The sequence below is a fragment of the Thalassotalea coralli genome (assembly GCF_055786205.1).
The window spans coordinates 93192-105745 of the sequence record NZ_JBVVBK010000001.1 but is presented as its reverse complement, the minus strand read 5'-3'; the positions used below and the strand labels follow the sequence as shown (position 1 = coordinate 105745).

Genomic DNA, 12554 nt, shown 5'->3' with positions numbered 1-12554 from the left:
ATAAGTAAAATTTCTACCTATCATAAATTTCGTGAATAGTGCTTATTAAAGCAAATGATTACGCGTTTACGAAAAATAAGGTAAAATGTGCGCCCGGATTTAGTCTACCAGTAAATAGGGTACTGGTAGTTAGTTAAGAAAAAGTGAGTATCGAATGAGCTTGTATTCAGAATATTTAGCGGAAATTAAAAACCGTAAAGAAGAGCTTGGTTTAGCACCAAAGCCAATTGATAGCGCTGATTTATTAGCGGAAATTATTGAGCAAATTAAAGATCAAGATAACGCTCACCGTGAAGAGTCATTAAACTTCTTCATTTACAACACGCTTCCAGGTACAACTAGCGCAGCAGGCGTTAAAGCGAAATTCTTAAAAGAAATCATCTTAGGTCAACAAATCGTTGCTGAAATTTCAGTTGAGTTTGCATTCGAATTGCTTTCTCACATGAAAGGCGGTCCTTCAATCGAAGTATTACTTGACCTTGCCTTAAGCGACGACGCTTCTGTTTCAGCACCCGCTGCTGACGTATTAAAAACTCAAGTATTCTTATACGACGCTGACACTAGCCGTTTAGCTGATGCTTTTAAAGCAGGCAGCGCAGTAGCTAAAGACATTTTAGAGAGCTACGCAAATGCTGAGTTCTTCACAAAGTTGCCTAACGTTGCAGAAAAAGTTGACGTAGTAACTTACGTTGCTGGTGTTGGTGATATTTCTACAGACTTATTATCCCCAGGTCATCAATCACACTCTCGTGCTGACCGTGAATTACACGGCCAATGTATGATCACACCTGAAGCACAACAAGAAATCGTTGCCCTTCAAAAAGCGCACCCTGGCAAGAAAGTTATGCTAGTTGCTGAAAAGGGTACTATGGGTGTTGGTTCTTCACGTATGTCTGGTGTTAACAACGTTGCACTTTGGGCTGGTGAGCAAGCTTCTCCTTACGTTCCATTTGTCAACATTGCACCAGTTGTTGCTGGTACTAACGGTATCGCACCAATCTTCTTAACCACAGTTGATGTAACAGGTGGTATTGGCCTTGACCTTAAAAACTGGGTGAAGAAAGTAGATGCTAACGGTAACACTGTAGTTGACGCAAACGGCGACCCAGTATTAGAAGAAGCATACTCAGTAGCAACAGGTACGGTATTAACTATCGACACCGTTGCTAAGAAACTATACAACGGCGCAGAAGAAGTTGCTGACATTGCTTCTGCATTCACACCGCAAAAGCTTGAGTTCATGAAGGCCGGCGGTTCTTACGCTGTTACTTTCGGTAAGAAATTACAAACATTTGCAGCTGAAACACTAGGTGTTGAAGCACCAGTTGTTTACGCGGCTGCAAAAGAAATCTCACATGAAGGTCAAGGCTTAACAGCGGTAGAGAAAATCTTTAACCGCAATGCTGTGGGTGTTTCTTCAGATGCGCCTTTACACGCTGGTTCAAACGTACGTGTTAAAGTAAACATCGTAGGTTCACAAGATACCACTGGCCCTATGACATGTCAGGAATTGGAAGCAATGGCTGCTTCAACAATTTCTCCACTTGTTGACGGCGCATTCCAATCAGGTTGTCACACAGCTTCTGTATGGGACAGCAAGGCAAAAGCTAACACACCTAAGTTAATGGCATTTATGAACGCATTCGGTGTTATCACTGCACGTGATCCGAAAGGCGTTTACCACTCAATGACTGACGTAATTCACAAGGTACTAAACGACATTACTGTTGACGACCGTGCAATTATCATCGGTGGTGACTCACATACACGTATGTCTAAGGGTGTAGCATTCGGTGCTGACTCAGGAACTGTTGCAATTGCACTAGCAACTGGTGAGTCTGCAATGCCAATTCCAGAATCAGTAAAAGTTACCTTCAAAGGTAAAATGGCTGATCACATGGACTTCCGTGATATCGTTCACGCAACGCAAGCACAAATGCTTAAGCAGTTCGAAGGCGAAAACGTATTCCAAGGCCGCGTAATCGAAGTACACATTGGTACTTTATTAGCAGACCAAGCGTTCACATTCACTGACTGGTCAGCTGAAATGAAGGCGAAAGCGTCTGTTTGTATTTCAAATGACGAAACATTAATTGAGTCTATCGAATTAGCTAAATCTCGTATCCAAATCATGATCGACAAAGGTATGGATAACGAAGCACAAACACTAGCAGGTCTTATTAAGTTAGCTGATGAGCGTATCGCTGGTATCAAGTCTGGTGAAACACCAGCATTAGCACCGGACGAAAACGCTAAGTACTACGCTGAAGTAGTTGTTGATTTAGACACAATTGTTGAACCAATGATTGCTGACCCAGATGTAAACAACGAAGACGTTTCTAAGCGTTACACGCATGATGTTATTCGTCCAGTTTCATACTACGACGGCAAGCCTGTAGATCTAGGTTTCGTTGGCTCTTGTATGGTTCACAAAGGTGACATGCAAATCATCGCGCAAATGTTCCGTAACTTAGAGAAGCAAAACGGTTCAATTGAATTCAACGCCCCACTAGTTGTTGCTCCACCAACGTACAACATTGTTGATGAGTTAAAAGCAGAAGGCGACTGGGATATCCTAGCTAAATACTCTGGTTTCGTATTCGACGACGACAACCCGAAAGGTGAAGCGCGTAAGACTTACGAAAACATCTTATACCTTGAGCGCCCAGGCTGTAACTTATGTATGGGTAACCAAGAAAAAGCTGAACCAGGTGATACAGTTATCGCAACGTCAACACGTTTATTCCAAGGCCGTGTTGTAGCAGATAGCGCTGAGAAGAAAGGTGAATCTTTACTTGGTTCAACGCCATTAGTTGTACTTTCAACTATCTTAGGTCGTTTCCCGACGATGGATGAGTACACAGCGGCTGTTGAAGGTATCGATCTAACTCGTTTCGCTCCACCTACAGAAGCGATGACAGTTCCAGCTTCACAAGCTGTAGCTGTAAAAATTGCAGATCCTAGCTAATCTAGTGAAAAGGTATTTATCGTTCCGTGTTATCCATGACACCACGATAAACCGTTCATCCTGAACATAAAAAAGGCTACCAATTGGTAGCCTTTTTACTTTTAGAAGTTTGAATTTAAGGTCAAAGAAATCACAGGTTTTTCTTCTCTAAATATATAGGCAAAAGAAGTTAATTCCCCTGCGCGATCTGGCGAATAGAATTGCCTTAACTCTCGTTTTTCGTAGTTATTTACTTTATTCAACGACAGCTTTAAGTTCCCATATTGCCAGCCTCGATACTCAATAAAGCCCGACCAATTTAGCTCAGTTGTTTGATCTGATATTTCATCCACATAGTAATACCTAACATCTTGTGCGAAATCTGCGGTAATTCCCCACGCGAGATTTTCACTAACAAGATCTTGTCGAAATGAAATTTCGGCATCAGGATGCTTTTCTCCCGTCAACCTTCTTTTTTCATTGGTTAAAGCGTCTTGATGTTCCGTTTTCAACGCAAACCAATTCAATGTTAATAATCCACCCCGCAGGTATTTGTCTGTAGCGTAAGTTAGTGCCAACTTGCCACCAACCCCCTCAGCCTTCCCACTGTTTACCAAAGCAGAAGCTCCACTTGATACCAATTGATGTTCAAGTACATCTTCATACCAGCGGTAAAACAACTGAAGTTGAAGCGCAGTTTTCTCTGAAAATTGGTAGTCATTAGCGAGGTTTAGCTCGTAAAAACTATCCGGCTTTAATTGCGTGTTACCCGCTTGATCTCGATTAGTATCGGCATTAGATTGCGCCGCATATAATTTAAAGTCCAATTGGTTTACCGTTCTGTCCAAACGAAATTGGGTTTGCCAATCGTGCTGCCATTGTTTACTCAGGTTAAAAGAGGGCTTCAAGAAAAAGTAGTCTTCTTCACTATCGCTATCCCCCTCTGCAGAGATTTTTGAGTATTCTCCCGCTAACCCCAAAGACAAAGAAACATCATTACTCCAGCGCCATTGTTTGCTATAAAATGCATCAGCTCTTACCTCCGACACTTCAACATTTGCTTCAGGTAAAACAATGTTAGTTCGATGACCTTCACTATCTATTTCGTAATAGCTAGAGTTTACATTAATATGATTGTAAGTAAGCTCTAGGCCAAATTCAGTCGCACCAAAGCTATCGGACTGTAGAAAACTATTTCGTAAAATAGATTCCCACTTATTTCGCTGAAAATCATTTTGACTGCTAGATGGTACTAACAAGTCGTTGTATTGCGAGTTGCGATCTATTGTCCAATGGGTGAAATTTATTAAGCCAATAGTTCGCCACTGCCAATGTGTATAATCTCGTCGCCAATCTGCACCAATTTCAGCAGTATGATAAATGCTATTTCTGTCATTTTCGAAAGTACGATCAACGTCGTTTAATTGTACTCGTGATAACTGAGGCCGGTATTGGCTTTTTCCTGCACGCATGGTGATTTGCAGGCTTTCATCTTCGAGATTTTTAGTGATATCACTAGAAATGAAGAATTCATTTAGCGCCGTATTCTTAGTTTCCTGTTCTTCAGAAAGTAAATCGCCATCCATGGACTCAGTGCGATAGTGAGTCCGTTGTTCAGTGTCTTCCATTAGTGCATCAAGTTTAATATTACCTTGCCACCCTTTTATTTGCCCAGCATAAGAAATTTCAGCTTCAGGAGACCAGTTACCTGCTGAGTCATAGTGCATGGTTAGCGACATTTGGCCTAAGGTTTCGACCTTCTTTCGAATGATATTTGCGACTACAGTTTGACTACTGCCGTCCCCTACTCCTTGTCCTCCTCTGGTTACGATAACTTTTTCAATTTGAGCAAAAGGGATACGGGCAAGTACCTCTTCTAATCCACCAGACTTCGACGAGACACGTATACCATCAACTAAGACATTACCGCCGCCACCTGCAAGTCCCCTAACACTCTTACCAAAATCTACGGTAAAGCCAGGAATGTTCGTAACAACGTCTAGCGCATTTTGTGGTGCAAAATCTTTAAAAAAGATCGCTGGAAAAGCTTGTTCTTCTGCCCAAGAAGGTAGGGCTATAGATAATACTATGGAGAATAGCAACGACTTCCGCTTTCTATATTTTTCCTTGTACATTTGAAACTAATAATAACGACAGATTCAGATATGTTATAACATCACAAAAATAAACACTAAGCAATTGAGTAACAAAATATTAATAGCGAAGAGCAGTAAAGCCTATTCTAAGGGAAATGCATTTATGTACCATCTCAATTAATTTTTAGAAACAGTAGGAAGCTTTCTTTCGGGTCCAAACATATCTAATTTTACTTTGATAAGTGCATCTCTAAATTTTTCGACAAGCGCGTCTGGTGTATTTTCATTAAATGCTAGATATAGCGCAGTGCTATCAAAACAAAACTGTTTTTTAATAACCTGTGTTGGATTTCTATTTTGCAGTTGCAAGTAATAATAGATAACCCTCTCAGGGAGCCCTATCAGGTCAGTACGACCCGTTTCTAACATTTTTAATGCGCTAGCAACGTTTACAGAGCCAAACAAGTTTTCGCCTTGTTTAAACCCTTCTCGCTCTAACAGAACACTAATATGACCACCCAATTGCGTAACCACTTTAAACTTTTTCGCGCCTTCAAGAGAGTTTACATCGGCATGGTCAGTATTTCTCAATGAGAACAAACACGTTTCAACACCGTTTAACGAGCCTACCCATTTAAATTTGTGCTCTCGCTCTTTATTTCTTGCCATAGAAAATACAAGTGAATTAGGAGTCGTTAATACCATTTGGTAGGATCTTGCCCATGGCAACACAACATAATTAGGGGTGAGATTTAGCTCTTTGAATACCCGATCAACAATTTCAACATTATCGCCAACCAGAATATTTTGATAAAGGTAATTGTAAGGAGGAAAATCTTCAGTAAATACCGTAATAGAATCTTTAGCAAAAGAAGCCGTTTGCATAAAGAAACAAAAAGCAAAAGCGGTAAAACTAGTGACGACTTTGAGCATTTAGCCCCCTAAAACATACTAAGAGACAGCTCCTTCTGTACATGTTGCACAACTCTATCGTTAATTATAGTAACAAGCAGCGTTTTCTCTACTAATAATTGACTAATCTGACACTGGGCACTGCACGTTTGCCGATAGAGATGGAATGATATAATTCGGCCTACCGCGCTTATCGTCAACATCTTCAATACCGCCAAGAACTTCTATAGTAAAACCATAAGTTTTACAGGTGTCTAATGCTTGACGCATTAAAAATGCGGCTAGTGTTCTAAAAGACTTTTTTTGATTTGACCTGACTTCAATCAGGTATTTGCGTTCGCCTATTTTTGATTGTTCAAACACTACATCGTGATCGAAGTCGTAACTTGCTTTGCTGCCGCTGCTTTCAGCTTTAGGACTCTGAGCACAACCCGTGAAGGTCAAAACAAGTGTAGAAGCGAAAACTAGCGCAATTAAGGGACTTTTCATTTGCATAGCAATAGCATAAAAGCGAAAAATAAAACTGTCAAAGGTGGCTCATATACGTAATAGTTGAGCCACCATAAATTAGCTAAATTTAATTCAAGTGCTCTTGTAAAAACTCACCAAGTTCTTTAAAAGCAGCGGTTCGATTGCCATGTTCATCCAGAAAGTGCGTTCCATATTTTAGCTCTAGATACTCTACATCTAGGCCTGCTCGCTTCGCCTTACTGTAAAAGTCACTAGACTGCGTTACTTTCACTCTGGTATCACGATCTCCGTGGATAAGTAGAATAGGCGCTTTAATTTTCTCTAAGTGATATGAGGCAGAGTTATTTTTTAATTCTTGCGCAATTGCCTCATCTTCTGGATCACCAACAGTCTCACGAATATGAGCACGTAGTCCACCTTTGCGTTTAGATCGATCAATAGCAAATTGATGTAAATCGGCAATACCTGCAATACTCACAATACATTTGTAATCATTTGGCTTTTGAAAAGCTGCGGTTAAAGCAACATACCCACCGTAACTTCCCCCTACAGCACAAGCATTATTAGTGTCGACACTGCCTTGTTTTTCTAACCAATTTACCCCATCGTAAATGTCCTGCTGCATTTTCTTACCCCACTCACGATAACCTTCGGTTTCAAATGAAGTACCAAACCCGCCGGAACCACGGAAGTTCACTTGTAATACCGCATAACCCATTCCGGCCATGAACTGAACATAAGGGTCGAAATATTGATAGTCTCTAGGGCCAAATGGTCCACCATGAGGGTGCACGATGAGTTTAGGTTTCTTACCATTAGTATTCGTTGGCATGGTCAAATAGCCAGTTAAAGGCAAACCGTCACGAGCCTTAAATGATATGGGCTGTTTATTCCCTAGTTTAGTTCGCTCCAAATAAGGAAATTGACTAAACCAAAACGCACCCGATTTATTTGATAAATCCAACCAAAAATATTTATTTGGCGAGTCATGTCTTTGAGCATTAACTAATATTTTGGTCCGGTCTTCACTCCAACTCGCGATCGACGTTTCATACGACTTAAAGCTATTTTTAACTAGACGATATACCTTTGCTTCTTTTTCATTAAAAAAATGGTTCTGTCTATAATGGTCAAAGTATCTAACACCAATAATTTCGGTTCTATCGTTGTTAAAGATCACACCTTGAACATCGTACGTATCGTGACTATATACCAGCTGTTCAAACTCACCTTTCTTAATATCAAATAGCCAAAGCGCCTGACGACCAGATTCACGATCGCTTAATACGTAAAGCTTATCCTCAATAACTAATACTGGATTAAAAGACTCTCCTTGATAATATTTACGCTTATTAACAAGCTTCCATTCGTCTTTAACAGTTTCGCGCGCCCATATAGTCTGAGTTTCAAAAGTTCGATCATCTTCATCTAAACCATAGCCAAACAGAACCTCACCTTTCTTGTTTGCAACCCAGCCGAATACATTCACTTTGTTAACAAATTCTTTGCGCCATTCGTTGCTGTAAATATCAACTTTGAAAACTGAAACAGCTTCATCTTTTCGATCGAAAATTTGCACTAAAATAGCATTCGGATCATTAGGCAATATAGAAATCAATGAAGGCGTTAAGTTTTTCTCCCATGCTGAAGCATCTTTGAAGTATTTACGCCTAATTTCAAGGAGGTCTGAACCATCTTTATTGATAGCATAAAATCGGGAACTTCTTATTTTAAAGCCATACATAAAGTTGGTATAGCTGACCTTAACCATTAGTCTTTCATTATTTAACCAATAGATATTATCAACGCGATCGATATCTTTTTTTAGTTTGATAATGCTATCCATATCGGTTTCGCCAAACTTGGTTACAACAACAGAAGGCCCCTCTTCGCTGTTATAAACAGATACAATGTTTTGACCATCTGGCGAAACACTCGCCAGCTGTACCATAGGTAAGTGGCCATACTTTTCAAAATTTGATTGTTTAGATTTAGCTTCTGACGTGAAAGGCAGTATCAACAAGATACTAAATAAAAAAAGCAGTGACTTCATATTAAATTCCATGTTCGATGTTTATTTTTATATGTGCATCCGTTTGCACAATATTCGAAAGCACTCTACAACAATATACAATTACCAGCAATTCTTTACTGAGAAAATGGCAAAGGAAAACTCTATATTTATAAATAAGTTAACAGCGGAAAAAGGCTACAATTTAAAATGAGGAAACTAAGAGATTGATTGTTTTCCAGCCGCACAAGAGCTTGAAAATAACTACGCTGGCCTAATCTAAAGGCATAAAAAAAGCACCCGAAGGTGCTTTTATCTAAGAATGAAAGTAATCTACATTTTATTTCAAATGCTCTTCTAAAAACTCACCTATCTTTTTAAAGGCGGATAGTCGGTTTTCATTTTCATCTAAAAAATGAGTACCATATTTGTATCGAACAAACTCTACGTCTACATCAGCGTCTTCAGCCTCGTCATTGAATTCTATCGATTGCTTTATTGCTACTCTGGTATCCTTTGCACCATGAATAAGTAAAACTGGCGCTTTTATCTTCTTCACAGAGTGAATTGGAGATATTTTACGCATATTAGCTAAGTCCTCATCATTTTGAGGATTCCCTATTGTATTCTGAATAAAAGAACGCATCGTAGGATATTGGTATTCAGATTCAGCGAGCATCTCAATATCTCCGAGGCCAGCAATAGAAACGATACACTTATAGTCACTTGGTCTCTCTACCGCCGCTAGCAAAGCGACATAACCACCATAACTTGCTCCAACCATACAAACTTTAGACATATCTACTAAGTCGTTAGTTCTAAGCCAGTCAATTGCTTCATAAACATCTGTTTGCATTTTCTGACCCCATTCTCGGTAGCCAGCTGTTTCGTAGCTATTGCCAAAACCTGTTGAACCGCGATAGTTAACCTGTAAAACAGCATACCCTTTATTAGCAAAAAACTGTACGTAAGGATCAAAGTACTGGTAATCCCTTGCATTTGGTCCACCATGAGGAAAAACAATTAGAGGTGGCTTTTCTGTTACATTATTTGGCAAGGTTAAATATCCATTTAATGTCATTTTATCTGACGTCTGAAACTCAAATGCCTGAACCTTCGCTAAAGGTTTATTTTCTAATTTTGGATACTTACTGAACCAAAAACCGGCTTTATTAGTTTCTCTGTCGAACCAAAAATACTTGGGTGGTGAATCATCTCGCTCAGCCAAAATTAGTACTTTCTTTCTATCAGAACTAAAATCTACAATCGTCGTTTCATAGTTAGGAAAAGAGTTTTCTACTGCCTTATAGATATTGCCGTCTTGTTCATCGAAAAAGTGGTTACGACGATAATCGTCAAAATAAACTGCGCCAATTACTTCAGTTCTTTCAGGGTTTAAAATAGCAGCATCTACATCATACTTTTCATTCGAATATAGAATTTTCTCAAACCTTCCAGTAGGTATATCGTACGACCATATAGCTTGTCTGTATAATTCATGATCTGTTAGTACTACCGCTTTATCGCCATTTACTAAAATTGGCGAAAACGTTGTGCTATTAAACATCTCTCTTGAATGCAATAGTTTCCATTCACTATTGTTGTCTTTGCGGTGCCATATATTTATCGTGTCTTTATGCTTTCTAGAGCCGCTGTAACCAATACCAAGAACAACTTGGCCATTGGCATCCGCATACCAAGAGCTAACTTCATACTTATTCGCAAATAGCTTTTCATATTTACTAGTGTATACATTGACTTTGAAAATAGCCCAACCTTCATCTCTCTCGTCATACGCCTCAACGAGGATATGCTCTTTATCATCAACAATGAGAGAACGTATACGTGTTGAACTTAAAAGATCCATCCATGCAGGCCGCTTTCTAGCAAGTCGTCTTTCTAACACGATAACATTGCTGCCATCCTTATTTACAGCATACTGACGATTCACTCTAGTGTAACGGCCATTATAGGATTTAGGGTAACTTGCGGAAATGACTATTCGTTCATTATTCACCCAAGTAAGACCATCAATACGGTCTTTAGACTTTGACAACTGTGCAATGATTTTTAGTTTTTTCTTGCCAAACTCAGAAACAACAATACTTGGATTTTCAGCTCCGTTGTAAACAGCGGCTATTGTTTTTCCATCAGGTGAAACAGTTGCATTTTCAAACACGGGTAAATGGCCAAACTGTTCAAACGTTAGTTTATCTTGCGCGATAACAGTCGATGAGTAGAGTATGATTAAAAGTACAACCTTTACAACTAGGTTCATATTCAGTCCTTGATATTATTATTGAAATGATTTGTTACAAACAACTATTCTAGCAACTACATCATCTTACCAACAACAGTGAATATTGAATACATTAGACAACTTTTCGATAAGAGATGAAAAATATCGAAAAAAATGCATAAATGAATAAGACGTTGAAAAGGAGCGACTTTACTTAAGAAGACAAGGGGGTAATGTTTCTAAAAGTGGGTTACCGACTATTATAAAATACCCAAAAAAAACAAAAAGCACCCGAAGGTGCTTTTATCTAAGAACGAAAATAATCTTTAATTATTTTTTCTTTTTAACAGCTTTTGCGTTTGGAAGGTCAGTAATTGAACCTTCGAATACTTCAGCAGCTAAGCCGATTGATTCGTTTAATGTTGGGTGAGCGTGAATAGTTAACGCGATATCTTCTGCGTCTGCACCCATTTCAACTGCTAAACCAATTTCACCAAGCATTTCACCAGCGTTGATACCAACAATAGCACCACCTAAGATACGACCTGAATCTTTATCGAAGATAAGCTTTGTTTTACCTTCAGTACGTGCAGAAGAGATAGCACGGCCAGAAGCACTCCATGGGAAGTTAGCTGTTTCAATGTTTAGGCCTTGATCTTTCGCTTCACGCTCAGTTACACCAACCCATGCAATTTCAGGGTCTGTGTATGCGATTGAAGGGATTGCGCGAGGTTCGAATACGTGCTTCTTACCAGCAATAACTTCAGCAGCAACGTGTGCTTCGTGAACAGCTTTGTGAGCAAGCATTGGTTGACCAACAACATCACCAATCGCGAAGATGTGTGGAACGTTAGTGCGAAGTTCGTTAGAAACGTTAATGAAACCACGCTCGTCAACGTTAACACCTGCTTTGTCAGCAGCAATTAAGTGACCATTTGGCTTACGACCAACAGCAACTAAGATCTTGTCGTAACGAACTTGACCTTCTGGCGCTTTCTTACCTTCGAATGTTACGTATAAACCGTCTTCTTTCGCTTCAACAGCTGTAACCTTAGTTGAAAGCATGATTTCTTTGAAACGCGGTTTGTTGTGCTTAGTGTAAATCTTAACAACGTCAGCATCTGCTGCTGGTACTAATTGGTCAGCAAATTCAACAACAGAAACGTTAGCACCTAAAGAGCTGTATACTGTACCCATTTCTAGGCCGATGATACCGCCACCAAGAACAAGCATTTCTTCTGGTACGTCTTTTAATTCAAGTGCACCGGTTGAATCGATGATGCGGTCATCTTCTGGAATGAACGGAAGGTTAACAACTGAAGAACCACACGCGATAATTGCGTTGTCAAAAGCAACAGTTGTGTTGCCGTCTGCACCTTCAACTTCAATGGTTTTATCAGAAGTGAATTTACCGTAACCAGTAACCACTTTAACTTTACGCATTTTAGCCATGCCGCCAACACCTTGTGTTAGCTTGCCAACTACTGCTTCGTCTTTCCACTGACGGATTTTATCTAAATCAATTTCAGGTTGACCAAAAGTAACACCGTGAGATGCCATGTCTTTTGCATCATCAAGAACTTTAGCAACGTGCAATAGTGCTTTTGAAGGAATACAACCAACGTTTAAACAAACGCCACCTAAGCTGCTGTATTTTTCTACTAGAACCACGTCTAAACCTAAATCAGCGGCACGAAATGCTGCTGAATAACCACCAGGGCCCGAACCTAAAACGACCACCTGAGTTTTAATTTCGTTACTCATGCTAACCTCAAATTAACTGTAAATAATCTAATGCCTCGCTAACGGATACTTAGCACTAAATTTGGAATTTATTTTTATCGGCGAAGTTTACTGAAAAACGTAACGGATCGCCAT

General features: G+C 39.6%; 7 protein-coding genes. 1 reads left to right on the top strand and 6 read right to left on the bottom strand.

Annotated elements, in window-relative coordinates; all coding sequences use genetic code 11:
• Window positions 1–154: 154 nt before the first annotated feature.
• Window positions 155–2968, top strand: coding sequence for a bifunctional aconitate hydratase 2/2-methylisocitrate dehydratase (locus ACOB80_RS00430; RefSeq protein ID WP_473163821.1), 2814 nt, complete (start codon window positions 155–157; stop codon window positions 2966–2968).
• 101 nt (window positions 2969–3069) lie between these two features.
• Here the strand turns inward: ACOB80_RS00430 and ACOB80_RS00425 are convergent, their stop codons facing one another.
• The 6 genes from ACOB80_RS00425 to lpdA all read right to left on the bottom strand — a co-directional run bounded on the left by ACOB80_RS00425 (window position 3070) and on the right by lpdA (window position 12440).
• Window positions 3070–5049, bottom strand: a complete 1980-nt coding sequence (locus tag ACOB80_RS00425) for a TonB-dependent receptor plug domain-containing protein (protein ID WP_473163820.1) — start codon at window positions 5047–5049, stop codon at window positions 3070–3072.
• 171 nt (window positions 5050–5220) lie between these two features.
• Complete coding sequence (locus ACOB80_RS00420; protein WP_473163819.1) at window positions 5221–5976, bottom strand: substrate-binding periplasmic protein; 756 nt, start codon at window positions 5974–5976, stop codon at window positions 5221–5223.
• A 102-nt stretch (window positions 5977–6078) separates the two neighbouring features.
• On the bottom strand, window positions 6079–6444 hold the full coding sequence (locus ACOB80_RS00415) for a hypothetical protein (protein ID WP_473163818.1): 366 nt from the start codon (window positions 6442–6444) through the stop codon (window positions 6079–6081).
• 88 nt (window positions 6445–6532) lie between these two features.
• A complete protein-coding gene (locus tag ACOB80_RS00410) occupies window positions 6533–8479 on the bottom strand; it encodes an alpha/beta hydrolase family protein (protein WP_473163817.1) in 1947 nt (648 codons plus the stop codon).
• Window positions 8480–8777: 298 nt separating this feature from the next.
• A complete protein-coding gene (locus ACOB80_RS00405) occupies window positions 8778–10715 on the bottom strand; it encodes an alpha/beta hydrolase family protein (protein ID WP_473163816.1) in 1938 nt (645 codons plus the stop codon).
• Window positions 10716–11006: 291 nt separating this feature from the next.
• Window positions 11007–12440: a dihydrolipoyl dehydrogenase gene (lpdA, locus tag ACOB80_RS00400; protein WP_473163815.1), complete on the bottom strand. Its 1434-nt coding sequence runs from the start codon at window positions 12438–12440 to the stop codon at window positions 11007–11009.
• Between the last annotated feature and the right edge of the window lie 114 nt (window positions 12441–12554).

Bases quoted from the DNA above. Each gene is read 5' to 3' on its own strand.
- ACOB80_RS00410 (WP_473163817.1), bottom strand. From the start codon at position 8,479: ATGAAGTCACTGCTTTTTTTATTTAGTATCTTGTTGATACTGCCTTTC.
- ACOB80_RS00430 (WP_473163821.1), top strand. From the start codon at position 155: ATGAGCTTGTATTCAGAATATTTAGCGGAAATTAAAAACCGTAAAGAA.
- ACOB80_RS00405 (WP_473163816.1), bottom strand. From the start codon at position 10,715: ATGAACCTAGTTGTAAAGGTTGTACTTTTAATCATACTCTACTCATCG.
- lpdA (WP_473163815.1), bottom strand. From the start codon at position 12,440: ATGAGTAACGAAATTAAAACTCAGGTGGTCGTTTTAGGTTCGGGCCCT.
- ACOB80_RS00415 (WP_473163818.1), bottom strand. From the start codon at position 6,444: ATGAAAAGTCCCTTAATTGCGCTAGTTTTCGCTTCTACACTTGTTTTG.
- ACOB80_RS00420 (WP_473163819.1), bottom strand. From the start codon at position 5,976: ATGCTCAAAGTCGTCACTAGTTTTACCGCTTTTGCTTTTTGTTTCTTT.